Source organism: Actinomadura darangshiensis (assembly GCF_004349235.1).
Taxonomy (GTDB): domain Bacteria; phylum Actinomycetota; class Actinomycetes; order Streptosporangiales; family Streptosporangiaceae; genus Spirillospora; species Spirillospora darangshiensis.
Map to the genome: position 1 here is coordinate 1 of NZ_SMKY01000090.1, position 16,087 is coordinate 16,087.

11 protein-coding genes and 1 pseudogene are annotated in these 16,087 nt (G+C 72.4%); 7 read left to right on the plus strand and 5 right to left on the minus strand.

Going from position 1 to position 16,087, the window contains the following annotated elements; translation table 11 throughout:
• Nucleotides 1–2,888: pyruvate carboxylase (locus tag E1293_RS20410; RefSeq protein ID WP_132199035.1), on the plus strand; the 2,888-nt coding region annotated here is incomplete at its 5' end.
• A 46-nt stretch (nucleotides 2,889–2,934) separates the two neighbouring features.
• Here E1293_RS20410 and E1293_RS20415 read toward each other — a convergent pair.
• The gene (locus E1293_RS20415; RefSeq protein WP_132199036.1) at nucleotides 2,935–3,564 is read right to left on the minus strand and encodes a TetR/AcrR family transcriptional regulator; all 630 of its coding nucleotides are present in this window, start codon (nucleotides 3,562–3,564) and stop codon (nucleotides 2,935–2,937) included.
• Nucleotides 3,565–3,757: 193 nt separating this feature from the next.
• Here E1293_RS20415 and E1293_RS20420 point away from each other — a divergent pair.
• Both E1293_RS20420 and E1293_RS20425 read left to right on the plus strand, forming a co-directional pair.
• Nucleotides 3,758–4,660: pseudogene (locus tag E1293_RS20420) on the plus strand (RNA polymerase sigma factor); the annotation flags it as partial.
• A gap of 106 nt (nucleotides 4,661–4,766) precedes the next feature.
• On the plus strand, nucleotides 4,767–6,098 hold the full coding sequence (locus E1293_RS20425; protein ID WP_243716349.1) for a serine hydrolase domain-containing protein: 1,332 nt from the start codon (nucleotides 4,767–4,769) through the stop codon (nucleotides 6,096–6,098).
• Nucleotides 6,099–6,173: 75 nt separating this feature from the next.
• Here the strand turns inward: E1293_RS20425 and E1293_RS20430 are convergent, their stop codons facing one another.
• Entirely contained in the window at nucleotides 6,174–7,118 is a 945-nt protein-coding gene (locus E1293_RS20430) for a threonine/serine dehydratase (RefSeq protein ID WP_207938977.1), read from the minus strand.
• Between the two features lie 182 nt (nucleotides 7,119–7,300).
• On the opposite strand from E1293_RS20430, the gene E1293_RS20435 reads away from it, so the two are divergent.
• Nucleotides 7,301–8,470: an FAD-dependent monooxygenase gene (locus E1293_RS20435; RefSeq protein ID WP_132199038.1), complete on the plus strand. Its 1,170-nt coding sequence runs from the start codon at nucleotides 7,301–7,303 to the stop codon at nucleotides 8,468–8,470.
• Here E1293_RS20435 and E1293_RS20440 read toward each other — a convergent pair.
• Together E1293_RS20440 and E1293_RS20445 are read right to left on the minus strand one after the other, a co-directional pair.
• The gene (locus E1293_RS20440) at nucleotides 8,464–9,741 is read right to left on the minus strand and encodes an RNA polymerase sigma factor (protein WP_341770203.1); all 1,278 of its coding nucleotides are present in this window, start codon (nucleotides 9,739–9,741) and stop codon (nucleotides 8,464–8,466) included. The genes E1293_RS20435 and E1293_RS20440 overlap by 7 nt on opposite strands.
• A 50-nt stretch (nucleotides 9,742–9,791) precedes the next feature.
• The gene (locus tag E1293_RS20445; RefSeq protein ID WP_132199039.1) at nucleotides 9,792–10,130 is read right to left on the minus strand and encodes a YciI family protein; all 339 of its coding nucleotides are present in this window, start codon (nucleotides 10,128–10,130) and stop codon (nucleotides 9,792–9,794) included.
• 267 nt (nucleotides 10,131–10,397) lie between these two features.
• On the opposite strand from E1293_RS20445, the gene E1293_RS20450 reads away from it, so the two are divergent.
• Both E1293_RS20450 and E1293_RS20455 read left to right on the plus strand, forming a co-directional pair.
• On the plus strand, nucleotides 10,398–11,222 hold the full coding sequence (locus tag E1293_RS20450; protein ID WP_243716350.1) for an SAM-dependent methyltransferase: 825 nt from the start codon (nucleotides 10,398–10,400) through the stop codon (nucleotides 11,220–11,222).
• Nucleotides 11,219–12,127: a helix-turn-helix domain-containing protein gene (locus E1293_RS20455; RefSeq protein ID WP_132199040.1), complete on the plus strand. Its 909-nt coding sequence runs from the start codon at nucleotides 11,219–11,221 to the stop codon at nucleotides 12,125–12,127. Before E1293_RS20450 ends, E1293_RS20455 begins: the two co-directional genes overlap by 4 nt.
• Before the next feature lie 20 nt (nucleotides 12,128–12,147).
• On the opposite strand, the gene E1293_RS20460 is transcribed toward E1293_RS20455, so the two are convergent.
• On the minus strand, nucleotides 12,148–12,708 hold the full coding sequence (locus tag E1293_RS20460; protein ID WP_132199041.1) for a dihydrofolate reductase family protein: 561 nt from the start codon (nucleotides 12,706–12,708) through the stop codon (nucleotides 12,148–12,150).
• Nucleotides 12,709–12,825: 117 nt separating this feature from the next.
• On the opposite strand from E1293_RS20460, the gene E1293_RS20465 reads away from it, so the two are divergent.
• On the plus strand, nucleotides 12,826–16,011 hold the full coding sequence (locus E1293_RS20465; RefSeq protein ID WP_132199042.1) for an AfsR/SARP family transcriptional regulator: 3,186 nt from the start codon (nucleotides 12,826–12,828) through the stop codon (nucleotides 16,009–16,011).
• Nucleotides 16,012–16,087 lie beyond the last annotated feature (76 nt).

The following is a 16,087-nucleotide window of genomic DNA, read 5'->3' on the forward strand; positions in this document are numbered from 1 at the left end:
GGGGTGGACGCGGGCTGCGGCGTGTTGATCATCGGGACGAGCTGGAGAGCGCGGTCGATACCGCGCAGCGAGAGGCCCAGAGCGCCTTTGGGGATTCCACGGTGTTCCTGGAGCAGGCTGTCGATCGGCCGAGGCATATCGAGGTTCAGGTCCTCGCGGATGGGGCGGGGGCCATTGTCCATCTGCGTGAGCGTGACTGTTCGGTGCAGCGCAGGCATCAGAAGGTCGTCGAGATCGCGCCGGCGCCGCGGCTGGAGCCCGAGGTGGCTCGGCGGCTGTGTGACGATGCGGTGAAGTTCGCGCGGGAGATCGGGTACGAGAACGCGGGCACGGTCGAGTTCCTGGTGAACGACCGTGGCGAGCACGTCTTCATCGAGATGAACCCGCGTATCCAGGTCGAGCACACGGTGACGGAGGAGGTTACCGGTGTCGACCTGGTGCAGAGTCAGCTGCGCATTGCAGGTGGGGAGACGCTCGAAGAGCTTGGTGTCGTGCAGGACGAGGTCAAGGTGAGCGGCTTTGCAGTGCAGTGCCGTATCACTACGGAGGATCCGGCGAACGGGTTCCGTCCTGACACGGGGAAGATCTCGGCTTATCGGTCGCCAGGTGGGGCCGGGGTACGGCTCGACACTGGGACGGCCTACGGCGGCGCGATTGTTTCGCCGCACTTCGACTCGCTGCTGGTGAAGCTCACCTGCCGCGGCCGGACGTTCGAGGACGCCGTCAGGAGGGCGCGGCGGGCGGTGGCGGAGTTCCGTATTCGGGGCGTCTCCAGCAACATCCCGTTCTTGCAGGCGTTGCTGGACGAGCCCGACTTCCGTGCGGGCGGCGTCACGACGTCCTATATCGCCGACCATCCGGAGCTGCTCACGGCCCGGTCGAGTGGGGACCGTGCGACGCGGCTCGTCCGGTACCTGGCGGATGTCACGGTCAACCGGCCCCATGGGGATGCCCCTACCGATCTCGACCCGGCGACCAAGTTGCCGCCGTTGGGGGAGGGGACGTTTCCTGAAGGATCGCGTGACCGGCTGCTGGAGCTGGGTCCGCGTGCGTTCGCCGAGCAGCTTCGGAACCAGAGTGCCCTGGCCGTCACCGACACGACGTTCCGGGATGCACATCAGTCGCTGCTCGCCACGCGAGTACGCACGTACGACCTTCTCGCTGCTGCGCCCTACCTGGCGCGTATGACACCGCAGTTGTTGTCGGTGGAGGCGTGGGGCGGAGCCACGTATGACGTCGCGCTGCGGTTCCTGGGGGAGTCGCCCTGGGACAGGCTGGCCGCCATCAGGGAAGCCGCGCCGAACATGTGCATTCAGATGCTTCTGCGTGGGCGCAACACCGTCGGCTACACGCCCTACCCGGACTCGGTCGCGAGGGCCTTCGTGAAGGAGGCCGCCCGTACGGGAGTCGACATCTTCCGGGTGTTCGACGCTCTGAACGACGTGGAGCGTATGCGTCCGGCCATCGATGCCGTGCTGCAGACGCATGCGCTGGTGGAGGGGACGCTGTGCTACACCGGCGACCTCTCCTCCGGGAACGAGCGGATCTTCACGCTCGACTACTACCTGCGTCTCGCAGAGGAGCTTGTTGAGGCGGGCGTCCACATCCTGTGCATCAAGGACATGGCTGGTCTACTTCGCGCTCCCGCCGCGCGCACACTGGTGAGGGCTCTGCGCGAGCGTTTCGACCTGCCGGTGCACCTGCACACCCATGACACGGCCGGTGGGCAGATCGGAACCTACATCGCCGCCATCGAAGCGGGTGTCGACGCGGTGGACGGGGCCGCGGCGCCGCTGTCAGGGACGACGAGCCAGCCGCCACTGCAGGCGATCGTGGCCGCGACCGACTTCACCGACCAGGCCACCGGCATCGACCTGGACGCGCTCACTGTGATGGAGCCGTACTGGGAGGCCGTTCGGAGGCTCTACGCGCCGTTCGAGATGGGCCTGCCGTCACCGACCGGACGCGTCTACCAGCACGAGATTCCTGGGGGGCAGCTGTCGAACCTGCGGCAGCAGGCGGTCGCGCTGGGGCTCGGTGACCGGTTCGAGGAGATCGAGCGCTGCTATGCGGCGGCCGACGCGATCCTTGGGCGGCTCGTGAAGGTCACACCGTCCAGCAAGGTCGTCGGTGACCTGGCCCTGCATCTCGTCGCCGCTGGGGCCGACCCAGACGACTTCGCCGAGAACCCGGATCGCTACGACATCCCTGACAGCGTCATCGGGTTCCTTAACGGCGAGCTGGGTGACCCGCCCGGAGGATGGCCCGAACCGTTCCGGACCAAGGCCCTCGAAGGACGCCAGTACACGCCCGTCCGGGCCGAACTGGACGGCGCCGAAGAGAAGGCTCTGGCCGGCCCAGAGGTTCGCGACACTCTCGACCGCCTCCTCTTCCCCGGCCCGGCGAAGGACTACCGCGAGGCCCGCGCGGCTTACGGCGACCTGTCCGTCCTGCCTACGGGCCCGTTCCTCTACGGGCTTCGCACAGGGCACGAGGTCGCGTTCGACCTCGAACCCGGGGTGCGCGTCCTGGCCGGGCTGGAAGCGGTCGGCGACGTCGATGAGGCGGGCGTCCGGCAGGTCATCTGCTCGGTGAACGGCCAGTTGCGCACGCTCTCCGTCCGCGACAAGTCCGTCGCGTCGGACGCGCCGCCGGTCGAGCGCGCCGACCCGGCCGAGCCCGGGCAGGTCCCCGCCCCGTTCGACGGTTCGGTGACGCTGCGGGTGGCCAAGGGCGACGAGGTGGCCGCCGGGGACGTGGTCGCCACGATCGAGGCGATGAAGATGGAGGCCGCCATCACGGCCCCGGTCGCCGGCACCGTCGCCCGCCTGGCCGTCCCCGAGGCCACGCCGGTGCAGGCCGGGGACCTCCTCCTGGTGATCACCTGACCGCCGCCGGGGGCCGTGCCCGAGGTCGGCGCGGCCCCTGGCCGGTTCAGGACAGCGGGCGGACGGCGTAGCCGGCGAGGCCCGGTTCGAGGAGGTCGAAGGCGGTCGCTGCGGTCGCGGTGAGGGCCGCCGCGATCTCCTCGTGCGTCTCGCCGTCCAGGGTGCGGCGGAGGACCTCCTGGAACAGGACGCGGTGGACGCCGCCGAGTTGGGCGGCGACGAAGCGGGGGAGGACGTCGTCCGGCCCGGCGCCGGTCTCCGCGGCGAGGACGGCGGCGAGGGCGTCCTCGCGCTCCTCGTGGAACTCGCGGAGCCGCGCGACCAGCGCCGGGCTCTCGGTGATCATGCGGGCGAAGTCCTGGCCGGAGAAGCCGATCACGGCCTCGTGCCCGTGCACGGCCTGCAGGAACGCGCGGCGGAGGGCGGCGAGCGCCGATTCGCCGGGGGCCCGTTCGGCGACGGTGCGGGCCAGCAGGGCGACGAAGACCTCGTGCAGGTCGAGGGCCATGTCCTCCTTGCGCGGGAAGTAGTTGGTGACCGTCATCTTGGCGACCTGTGCCGCCTCCGCGACGTCCGCGATGGTCACCCGGTCGAAGCCGTGCCGCAGGAAGAGCCGCGTCGCCTGGTGCGAAATGTTCTGCCTCGTCTGCTGCTTCTTCATCTCCCGCAGTCCCATGCGGCCATCCTCTCATAGTTTGACCTAAGTTCGTACTTGACATATTCTTAGGTTCGTTCTAAGTTTGGGTCGCATGGCTGACGGGTACCGAGATCGGGTGACCCGTTCCCTCCCGGCCGGACGAGCAAAGGACACCGCCCTGAACGCCAGCCACGCGCGTAGCGCGTCCCCCCGCGCCACCGTGAACCTCGTCGACCCGATGAAGGACTACCTCTCCCGCATCGGGCGCACCGCGCTGCTCACCGCCGAGCAGGAGGTCGACCTGGCCAAGCGCATCGAGGCCGGCCTGTTCGCCCGTGAACGCCTCCTGACCCTCGGCGACGAGCTGAGCCTCCAGGACAAGCACGACCTGGAGTGGATCGCCGCCGACGGCCGCCGCGCCAAGGAGCACATGGTCGAGGCGAACCTGCGCCTCGTCGTGTCCCTCGCCAAGCGCTACATGGGCCACGGCCTGCCGCTGAACGACCTCGTCCAGGAGGGCAACCTCGGGCTGATCCGCGCCGTGGAGAAGTTCGAGTACCGCCGCGGCCTGAAGTTCTCCACCTACGCCGTCTGGTGGATCAAGCAGGCGATCAGCCGCGCGCTGGCCGACCAGAGCCGCACGATCCGCATCCCCGTGCACGTCGTCGAGGTGCTCAACCGGATGACGCGGACCCGGCGGCGGATGATGCAGGAGTTCGGCCGCGAGCCGACCTCGCGGGAGCTGGCCGTCGAGCTGGACGTCACGCCGGAGAAGGTCGAGTGGCTGCGCCGGCAGGCGCGCGAGCCGTTGTCCCTGCACACCCCGCTCGGCGAGGACGGCGACGGCGAGCTCGGCGACGTCATCGAGGACCCGGACGGCGGCGACCCCGCCGACGTCGTCGCGTCCTCCATGCTGCGCGGACGGCTCGACGCCGTCCTGGAGACGCTCACCGAGCGCGAGGCGGGCGTGATCTCGATGCGGTTCGGGCTGGCCGGCGGCGAGCCCAAGACCCTCGAAGAGGTCGGCAAGGTCTACGGGGTGACGCGCGAGCGCATCCGGCAGATCGAGTCCAAGGGCATGCACAAGCTGCGCCACCCGTCCCGCCGGGAGACCCTCGCCGACCTGCTCGGCTGAACCGTCCCGCACCGCCTCGGTGAGAATTTCGCCGGGGCGGTGAACGGGGTGCCGGGCGGGATGAGAGAGTGGATGATCTCTCGGACATTCCGGCGGGTGGGGGACGATGGCAAGGCGGCTCGGACGGCTGAGGCGGCTCGCGGGCGACGGCGCGGTGCGCGGAGCCGCGGTCGGCGCCGTGGCGGCGCTCACCATGGCCCTTGCGCAGGCCCCGGCGACGGCCGTGCAGGCCGGTTCCGCCACCGGTGCTCTGGCCGGGCCGTCCACCATGGCGTTCGACCCCGCCAAGCTGCGCGCCACCCTGGACGCCACCCACGACGCGGGCATGTACGGGCTGTTCTCCGACGCCCGCGACGGCCGCACCAGATGGAACGGTGCATCAGGTGTGGCGGACGTGCGTACAGGACGTCCGGTCACGCCGAACATGCGGCAGCGCGTAGGCAGCATCACCAAGTCGTTCGTCGCCACCGCGATCCTGCAACAGGTCGAGCGGGGCCGTGTCGACCTGGACGCCCCCGTCGGCCGCTACCTGCCCGACCTCATCAACGGCCCGCTCGGCGAGCGGATCACCGTGCGGATGCTCCTCAACCACACCAGCGGGATCGGCGACTACGTCAGTACGGCGTTCCCGTCGTTCCAGGAGCTGTCGCCAGAGAGCCTGGACGAATACCGGTTCCGGGACGTCAAGCCTGAGCAGCTCATCGAGTGGGGCTTGCAGGCGCCGCGCACCGGGGAACCGGGTGAGCGCTGGTCCTACTCGAACACCAACTACATCATCGCCGGGCGGCTCCTGGAGAAGGTGACCGGGACCAAGGCGGAGAAGTACATCTCCCGGAACGTCATCGGCAAGGCCGGGTTGAAGCACACGTACTTCCCGTCCAGCCCGTGGATAGCCGGGCCCCACTCGCGCATGTACGAATCGCTGTACCAGCACGTGAAACCACCGCGCGACTACAGCACCTACAACATGAGCTGGGCGTGGACGGCGGGCGCACTGGTGTCCACCATGGACGACCTCAACCGCTTCTACCGCAAGCTCCTCACCGGTGGCCTCATCGGCAAGGGGACCTTGGCGCAGATGAAGCGGACCGTCCCGGTGAAGGACGCGGACGGCAACGTCCTGATGAACTACGGGCTCGGCCTCTACTCGCTCGACCTGCCCTGCGGGACGTTCTGGGGCCACGACGGCGCCGTCTTCGGGGCCGGGACCCAGGCGCTGTCGTCCGCCGGCGGCGCGCGGCAGGTGTCGGTCTCCCTCAACCTGATGAAGTACCAGCAGCTCAACGCCAACGGCGCGCCCGTCCCGCACCTGATCGACAACGCGCTCGCCGCGCACGTCGTGGAGGCGCTGTGCGGCAGCGGGCCCGCCACGCAGTCCACCGGCCCCGGGGCGCCGGTCCGGCTGCTGCCGCTCCAGGCCCTGCACGCCGACCGCTGAGCCGCCGCTCGCCCCGCGCGGGCGCACCGCGCGGGCGCACCGCGCGGGTCGCACCCCGCCGCTCGCACCCGGCGGTCAGGTGAGGTCGGAGGGGTCCGTATTGGCGCCGCAGAGGATGACGGCCACTCGTTCGCCGGGGGCCGGGCGGTAGGCGGCGGCGCGGAGGGCGGCCGCGGCGGTGGCCGTGCCGTGTTCGACGGCCAGGCGGTACTCGTCCCAGAGGAAGCGGCGGGCCTCGATGATGGCCTCTTCCGTGACCAGGACGGGGCGGACGCCGGTCCGGGAGGCGGCCGCGTACGCGATGTCGCCGAGCCGGGTGGCGCCCAGGGAGTCGGCGGCGATGCCGGAGACGTCCACGTCGACCGGGCGTCCCGCGTGCAGGGCGCGTTCGAGGGTCGGGATGGTCTCGGGCTCGACGCCGACGACGCGGGCGCGGCCCTCCAGGGCGGTGGTGACGCCCGCCATCAGGCCGCCGCCACCGACCGCCAGCAGGACCGTGTCGACCTCGCCGGCGGTCTGCTCAAGGAGTTCCAGGCCGAGGGTGCCCTGGCCCGCGCACACTTGGGGCAGGTCGTAGGCGTGGCAGAAGAGCGCTCCGGTGTCGGCGGCCCGCTTGGTCGCGGCGTCCTGGGCCTCGGCGTACCGGGTGCCCACTTGGACGACGGTGGCTCCGAGGGCGCGAAGGCGCGCGACCTTCACCGGGGGCGCCGTTTCCGGGACGTACACCTCGGCGGGGACGCCCACCTGTGACGCGGCGTAGGCGAAGGCGAGGCCCGCGTTGCCGCCCGAGGCCGCGACGACTCCGGAGGACGGGAGCCGTCCCTCGTCCCGCGCGGCCAGGATGTGGTTGAACGCGCCGCGGGCCTTGAACGACCCGGTGTGCTGCGTCAGTTCGAGCTTCAGCCACATTCGCGCGGCGGGCGCGAGGGGCGCCGGGTCGACCTCGATCAGCGGGGTGCGGCGGATGTGCCCCGCCACCCGCCGCGAGGCGGCCTGGACGTCCGAGAGTGCGATCACCACGAGGTTCCCTCCATCAGTGGCCAACACCAGTTTGGGACATGACGGACGACCGTGCCACCCGCCCCGCTCGCTGACCGCGGGGCTGCGCGGCGGTCAGCCGATGGTGCGGGGGCGGTCAGTGCCCCGCGTCAGTCTCCATTCAACGCGGGAACACGTTCCGCCGGTTGAAGCAGGGAGTCGTCATGGAGAACACCAAGGTTCTGATCTCGGGTGCGAGCGTCGGCGGGCCCGCGCTGGCGTACTGGCTGACGCGGTACGGGTTCGACGTGACGATCGTGGAGGTCACGCAGGGGCTGCGGTCCGGCGGGCAGGCGATCGACGTGCGCGGGCCGGCGCTCGAGGTCGCCGAGCGGATGGGCGTCCTGGACCGGATCCGCGCGCAGCGCGTCGAGATGCGTGGCATGTCCATGGTGGACGGCGACGGCAACGAGCTGTACCGCAGCGAGGAGCAGACGGTCACGGGCGGCGATCTGGGCAGCCCCGACGTGGAGATCCTCCGGGACGACCTGTCGGAGATCATCGTGGCCGCGGCCGGCGACGGCGTCGAGTACCTGTTCGGCGACTCGATCGCCGGGCTGGAGCAGGGCGACGACGGGGTCCGGGTGATGTTCCACAGCGGGACGGTCCGGACGTTCGACCTGGTCGTCGGCGCGGACGGCGCCCACTCCACCACACGCCGCCTCGCGTTCGGCCCGGAGCGGGACTTCATCACCCACCTCGGCACGTACCTGTCGGTGTGGACGGCGCCGAACTTCCTCGGCCTGGACCGCTGGCAGGTCTTCCACCAGATGCCGGGCAGCAGCTGGGGCGGCGGGATGATGAGCGTCCGCGGCAACGAGGAGGTCCGCGTCTACATGGGCTTCGAGGCGGAGCAGCCGATCGACTACGACTACCGCGACACCGCCGCGCAGAAGAAGATCATGGCGGACGCGCTGGCCGGCGGCGGCTGGGTGCTGCCCGAGCTGCTGGAGGCGATGTGGGACGCGAAGGACTTCCACTTCGACTCGATGGCGCAGATCCACATGGACTCGTGGTCGGACGGGCGGGTCGTCCTGCTCGGGGACGCCGGGTACTGCGGGTCGCCGCTGTCCGGGCAGGGCACGTCCATAGCGATGGTCGGCGCGTACGTCCTGGCGGGGGAGCTGAAGGCGGCGGGCGGCGACCACCGCGCCGCGTTCGCGAACTACGAGCGGGAGCTGCGCGGGTACGTGGCCGCCAACCAGGAGCTGGCGCTGACCAACAAGGCGCGGGTGGAGGCGCAGCGCAACGCCGAGATGGGGGTCGAGACCGAGGCGATCGACTTCCAGGACTTCGGCGAGATCGTCAACGCGTTCACGGTGAAGGACTACTGAGCGGGGCCGCGCCAGTGAAGTGAGGCGGCGCGGTCCAGCAGGACCTTGCGTTCGGGCGCGTTGCGGGTGAGCTCCGCGGCGCGCTCGAACTGCGTGCGGGCCTCGTCCAGCCGGCCGAGGCGTTCGAGCAGGTCGGCGCGGACGCTCGACAGCAGGTGGTAGCCGCGCAGGGACGGCTCGTCCACGAGCGCGTCGGCGAGTTCGAGGCCCTTGTCCGGGCCGTGCGCCATGCCGACCGCCACCGCCCGGTTCAGCTCCACGACGGGGGACGGGGCGACGTTCGCGAGGACCTCGTAGAGCGACGCGATCTGCGCCCAGTCGGTCTCCTCGGCGGTGCGGGCCTGCGCGTGCGACGCGGCGATCGCCGCCTGCAGGACGTACGGGCCCGGCGGTTCGCCGATCGCCTTGGCGCGCAGCAGGGCGGCGAACCCGCGGCGGATGAGGAGCCGGTCCCAGCGGCCGCGGTCCTGCTCCAGGAGCGGGACGGGCTCGCCGGACGGCCCGGTGCGCGCCCGCGTCCGGGACGCCTGGATCTCCATCAGCGCGGCGAGCCCGTGCACCTCGGGTTCGCCGGGCGCCAGCTCGGCGAGGACGCGGCCGAGGCGGAGCGCCTCGCGGCACAGGTCCGCCCGGACCCAGGCGTCGCCGGCGCTGGCCGCGTACCCTTCGTTGAAGATCAGGTAGATGACCTCCAGGACGGACGACACCCGCGCGGCGCGGTCGGGGCCCTCGGGGACCTCGAACGGCACGCCCGCCTCCGACAGGGTCCGCTTCGCCCGGACGATCCGCTGCGCCACGGTCGGCTCGGAGACGAGGAACGCGTGCGCGATCTCGTCGGTGGTGAGGCCGCCGAGCATCCGCAGCGTGAGCGCGACCCGCGCCTGCGTCGGCAGGACGGGGTGGCAGGCGGTGAACACGAGCCGCAGGAGGTCGTCCTCGATGTGCTCGTCGTCGGGGATGTCGAACTCCGGCGGGGCCTGGGTCTCCAGGTCGCGGCCGATCTCCTCGATCTTGTGCGCCAGCCGCTGCTGCCGGCGGATCCGGTCGATGGCGCGGCGCTTGCCGACGGCCATGAGCCAGGCGCCCGGGTTGTCCGGGACGCCCGACTCCGGCCATTGTTCGAGCGCGGCGACCAGCGCGTCCTGCGCGAGTTCCTCGGCGAGCCCGACGTCGTTGACCATGCGGGCGAGGCCGGCGATGATGCGCGCGGCCTCCAGCCGCCACACCGCGTCGATGCGCGCGTGCGGGTCCGGGCCGGCCGAGGTGGTCACGTCGCCGATGAGAGCACCCGGACCGGCCGCCGCGCAAGCTCAGCCGGGGTTCACTCGGGGCCGAACACCCGCTGGATGACGCCCTGGCCGTCCCCGACGATCCCGAAGAACCGCTTGGACACCTCGACCGCCTCCTCGCGGGAGCCCACCTCGACCAGCGCGAACCCGACGACCGCCTCCTTGGCCTCGGCGAACGGGCCGTCGGTGACGGTGATCTTGCCGCCGGACGCCTTGATCTGGGTGCCGCCCGGCTCCAGTCCGCCGGTCGCGACCAGGACCCCGCTCCTGGACATCTCCTCGATGAACTTCCCCATCTCCAGTTGCATGTTCTCGTCCGGCGCCGAGGGCTGCGTGGAGCCGTCGTCCGTCGTCATCATCAAGAAGCGCATCGCTGCCTCCGCTGTCTCAGGGCCGGTCCCTCCGGCCTCTCGCTGACGCGTCGTAGAAGGTGTGACCGGATCGACAACCCGGCACGGCTTCTTTCAGATTTTTTCGCAGACCCGTATCGTGCCAGGTCACCGTGATGTCGGCTGGAAATGCGCTACACATCCCCCGAAGTCACCATGAACCGGGACAATCAGGACCGGTGGTTAAGTGAGTCTTCAACGAGTAACTTCATCCGGTGGAAAGGTTCTTGCGCGTCGAGGAGGCGTCCCGTGGGAGACCCCGCACCGGGCACCGGTGTGCCGTCCATACCCCGGACCGACGGTACCGCGCCGCAGTCCGCGCGCGTCTGGAACTACTGGCTGGGCGGCCGGGACCACTACCCCGCCGACCGGCTGGCCGGTGACCGGTTCATCGGCCTCTACCCGAAGATCGTGGACGTCGCCCGGCACTCGCGCGCCTTCCTCGCCCGCGCCGTCCGGTACCTGGCCGGGGAGGCGGGCATCCGGCAGTTCATCGACATCGGCACCGGCCTGCCCGCCACCGACAACACCCACGAGGTCGCGCAGCGCGCCGCGCCGGACGCCCGCATCGTCTACGTCGACAACGACCCGCTCGTCCTCGCGCACGCCCGCGCGCTGCTGACCGGCACCCGGGAGGGCGCCACCGACTACGTCGACGCCGACCTGCGCGACCCCGGGCGCATCCTCGCCGAGGCCGCCCGCACCCTCGACCTCGACCGGCCCGTCGGGCTCCTGGTGCTGAACACCCTCGGGCACGTCCGCGACGACGACGAGGCCCGGTCGATCGTCGGGCACCTCCTCGACGGCCTGCCGGCGGGCAGCCACCTCGCGGTCGCGGACGGCACCGACGTCCTCACCGGCGAGGCGTTCCGCACCGCCGTCGACATGTGGAACCAGGCCAGCGACACCCCGTACCACCTGCGGACGCCCGACGTGATCGCCGGCTTCTTCACGGGCCTGCGGCTGCTCGACCCGGGCGTCGTGCCGGTGTCGCGGTGGCGCGCCGAGCCGGACCCGTCCGGTGAGCCGGACGAGGTGGACGAGTTCTGCGCCGTGGGACGGAAGACGTCATGACCGCCGCGAACCTGCCGGACGATTCCGCCCGCGTCGCCCAGGAGCACCGGACGTCGGGCCCGACCGTGCTGCGCATGGTGGTCGGCGCGCAGCTGCGCCGGTTCCGCGAGGCCGCCGGCATCTCCACCGAGGCCGCCGGCTACGAGATCCGCGGCTCGCACTCCAAGATCAGCCGGATGGAGCTGGGCCGCGTCGGGTTCAAGGAACGCGACATCGCCGACCTGCTGACCCTCTACGGCGTGACCGACCCCGGCGTGCGCGAGCCGCTGCTGGAGCTGGCCGTGCACGCCGGCGAGCCGGGCTGGTGGCACCGGTTCGGCGACGTGGTCCCCGGCTGGTTCGAGCCGTACCTCGGGCTGGAGCAGGGCGCCCTGGTCGTCCGCGTGTACGAGGTCCTGGACGTCCCGGAGCTGCTGCAGACCCCGGAGTACGCCCGCTCCCTCCTCGCCGTCCGGTATCCCGAGGCGCGGCCGGACGAGATCGACCGCCGCGTCGAGCTGCGGATGCTGCGGCGCCGCCACGTTTTCGAACGCTCCGAACCGCTGCGGCTCTGGGTGGTGCTGGACGAGGCGGCGCTGTGCCGGACGGTCGGCGGCCCCGCCACCATGCGCGCCCAGATCGAGTACCTGATCGCGATGGCGGCGCTGCCGAACGTCACGGTGCAGATCCTCCCGTTCGCCTCGGGCGGCCATCCGGCGGAGAGCGGCCCGGTGACGCTGCTGCGGTTCGCCGAGCCGGAACTGCCCGACGTCGTGTACCTGGAGCAGCTCACCGGCGCCCTCTACCCGGACCGGCCCGCCGAGATCGCCTGCTACCGGGACGTCCTGAACCGCGTCGGCCTCCAGGCCGAGCCCCCGGCCCGCACCCGCGGGCTCCTCCAGGCCGCCCTCGCCCGCCTTCCCTAGCGCCCGCCGTCCCCGGCGGCCTACTTCTCGGCCGGGACGTACGTCGCGACGATGACGCCCGTCTTGAAGGTCGTCGTGCCGGCCAGCTCGAAGGACGCCGAGAAGTCCTTGACGTTGAGCATGTCCTCCGGGGCGTCCGGGCCGACGAGCACCGGGTGGATCCACAGGCGCAGCTCGTCCAGCAGGCCGTGGGCGACGAGCGTCCGCGACACCGGGCCGAAGCCGTACTGCAGGATGTCCTGGCCGTCCTGCTCCCGCAGCTCGGTGATCGCGGCGACGGCCTCGGCCCGCGGGATCGCCGTGGTGTCGCCCCAGCCCGGCTTCTTCAGCGAGTCGGACACGACGTAGTGCGGCAGGCCGTTCATCCGGACGCCGAAGTCGCCGGTCGCCTCCTCCATGGCCGGCCACGCCTGCGAGAAGCCGTCGAACGTCGCCCGGCCCATCAGCAGGGCGCCGCAGGAGAACAGCAGCTCCCTGGCGTAGGCGGCGGCCTCGTCCTGGAAGTACGCCGACGTCCAGTTCTGCGGGTTCCCGATGACGCCGTCCAGCGACACGTACGTCGAGTTGATGATCTTGCGCATGGTGTCCTCCGTGGTTCCGATCGTCCGCCCTGTCGCGGCGACGGGACCACCATGCGCCCGAGCGTTTACGGGTTTCTTACGGTCCCTTTCCGGCGGCGCCCGCATTAGGGTCGGGGGATGCGCTTCGGGGTGCTCGGACCGCTCGCCCTCTGGACCGGCGACGGCGGGCTCGTCGCGGTGCCCGGGGTGAAGGTCCGGGCGCTGCTGGCCGACCTGCTGGCCCACGAGGGCCGGCCGGTGCCCGCCGACCGGCTGATCGACGACCTGTGGGGCGAGGACCTGCCGGGCAACCCGATGGGGGCGCTGTCGGCGAAGGTGTCGCAGCTGCGCCGGGTCCTGGAGGACGCGGAGCGGGGCGCGCGGGCGCTGGTGGTGTCGCGTCCGGCCGGGTACCTGCTGGCGGCGGACGACGAGCGGGTCGACGCCCGCAGGTTCCAGGGACTCGTCGAGCGGGCGCGGCGGTCGATGGAGCCCAAGGAGACGGCGGCGCTGCTGGCGGAGGCGCTGGGGCTGTGGCGCGGGCCCGCGTTCGCCGACTTCCGGGACGACCCGTTCACGCGGGCGGCCGCGGCCAGGCTCGAGGAGCTGCGGCTGACCGCGTCCGAGGAGCATGCCGAGACGCGGCTGGAACTGGGCGAGCACGGGGCGCTGGCGGGCGAGCTGGCCGATGCCGTCAGGGAGCATCCGCTGCGCGAGCGGCTGCGGGCGGCGCACATGCTGGCCCTCTACCGGGCGGGACGGCAGCACGAGGCGCTGGAGAGCTACGAGACCTACCGGACGTCCCTCGCCGACGAGCTGGGCCTCGATCCCGGGTCCGAACTGGCCGATCTCCAGCGGGCGGTCCTGCGGCAGGATCCCGGCCTGAACGTCCCCGCCCCGGCGTCGTCGCGCGGGCGGTCGAACCTGCCCGTCCCGCCGACCGAGCTGATCGGACGGGACGCCGCCGTCCGCGAGATCCGGGCGCGGATCGGCACCGACCGACTGGTCACGCTGACCGGGCCGGGCGGGGTCGGGAAGACGCGGCTCGCGATCGAGACGGCGGCCGGGCTCGCGGACGCGTTCGGCGACGGCGTGTGGATGGCGGAGCTGGCCGGGTTCGAGCGGTCGACCGTCCCCGACCTGGCGGAGGTCGTCACGGCGATCCTGGACATCCGGGACGTGCCGGGGCAGCCGGCGCTGGACCGGCTCGCGGCGGCGCTCGGCGCCCGCCGGCTGCTGCTCGTCCTGGACAACTGCGAGCACGTGATCGAGCAGGCGGCCGAGCTGGCGGAGCGGCTGCTGCGCCGGGTGCCGGGGGTGCGCGTGCTCGCGACGAGCCGGGAGCCGCTCGGGCTGCCGGGCGAGGTGGTGTGGGCCGTCCCGCCGCTGGAGGTGCCCGGCGCCGGTGACGACCCGGCCGCGGCGAGCGCGGTGCGGCTGTTCGCGGCGCGGGCGGAGGCGGCGGCGCGCGGCTTCCGGCTGGACGCGGCGACGGCCGGGCCGGCCGGGGAGCTGTGCCGCCGGCTGGACGGCATCCCGCTCGCCCTGGAACTGGCCGCGACCCGGGTGCGGACGCTCGGCGTCGCGGGCCTGGTCGAGCGGCTCGACGACCGCTTCCGGCTGCTGTCGTCCGGGCATCGCGGCGCGCCCGCCCGGCAGCGCACCCTCACCGCGATGATCGACTGGAGCTGGGACCTGCTGACCGGGCCGGACCGGGCCGTGCTGCGGCGACTGTCCGTGCACGCCGACGGCTGCACGGCCGAGGCGGCGGAGGCGGTGTGCGCGGGCGCGGACGTCGCCGCGGCGGACGTCCTGGACGTGCTGGTCAGGCTCGTCGACCGGTCGCTGGTCGTGATGACGGAGCGTCCGGGCGAAGGCCCCCGGTACCGCCTGCTGGAGTCCGTCGCCGCGTACGCGGCCGAGCGGCTCGCCGAGGCGGAGGAGGGCGACCGGACGCGGGCCGCGTACGTCCGGCACTACCTCGTCCTGGCCGAGCGCGCGGAGAGCCGGCTGACCGGGCCGGAGCAGGCGCGGTGGCTGCGGACGCTGGACACCGAGGCGCCGAACCTGCGCGCCGCGCTCGACGCCGCCGCCGGTGCCGAGGCGCTGCGGCTGGTCAACGCGCTCGCCTGGTACTGGTTCCTGCGCGGCAGGCTGACCGAGGCGCTGCGCTCCCTGGAGACGGCCCTCGGCCGGGACGGTGGGCAGCCGCCGGACCGGGCCAGGGCGCTGACGTGGCAGGCGGGACTGGCCGTCCTCAAGGGCGTCCCGGGCGACTGGACGTCCCGCCGGGACGAGGCGCTGCGGCTCGTGGACGCCACCGGCGACGCCCGCCTGAAGGCGTGGGCGCGCTGGTTCCTGGTGTTCGCGAGGTCCGAGCTGGACGACGTCGCGGCGGCCGGCGCGCTGCTGGACGAGGCGCTGGCGGGATTCCGCGCGTCCGGCGACCGGTGGGGCGAGGCGGCGGTGCTCGCCATGCGGGCCATGCACGCGCACGCGCACGGCGACCCGGCCGCGCTGGAACGCGACGCCGAGCGGTCCGCGGCGCTGTTCGGCGAGGCCGGCGACCGCTGGGGCCGGCTGCAGGCGGTGGAGTGGCTCGGCGCGCTGGCGGAGCTGACCGGCGACTACGACCGGGCCGAGCGGCTGCAGCTCGACGGGCAGCGGATGGCCGAGGAGCTGCGGATGTGGCCCGACGTCGCCGGGCGGATGGCGTGGCGCGGCTGGGTCGCCTACCTGCGCCGCGACTTCGCGTCCGCGCGCCGGCTGTTCGGGCGGTCGCACCGGATCGCCGTGGAGCAGGGGTTCGCGCAGGCCGTGACGTTCGCCGAGCTGGGGCTCGGCCTGGTGGCGGGCCGCGAGGGGCGGCTGGACGACGCGGAGGACCGGCTGCGCGCCATGCTGGCGGCGGCCTCGCCCGAGGAGTTCCCGCCGCTGTACCTGACGCTCGTCCAGACCGGGCTCGGGTTCGTGGCGGAGGCGCGCGGAGACGCGGTGTCCGCCGTGCGGTACCAGCGGGACGCGCTGGCCGTCGCGATCAGGCTGGAGGCCCCGCGCGACCTGGCGGGCTCCCTGGAAGGGCTGGCCTGCGCGCTGAGCCTGGCCGGATGGACGGACGACGCGGCGCTGGCACTGGGGAAGGCCGCGGCCATCAGGAAGGACGCCGGTGTGCCGCCAGGCCCGGTGGAGCAGGACGACATCGGCCGGGCCGCCGCGCGAATCGGGGACGCGGCCGCCGCCGGAGCCGACCTCGACCCGGCGGAGATCCTGCGGCGTGCGGAGGCCGTCCCACCGGAGGGCCCCTCCATTTGGGTCGCCCGATAGCCGGTTTTCAGGTGCATCTCGGTGGCATTGCGAAAAGTCAAGAAGCCGTCACGACCCCTTGCAGGCGTGTCGCGGC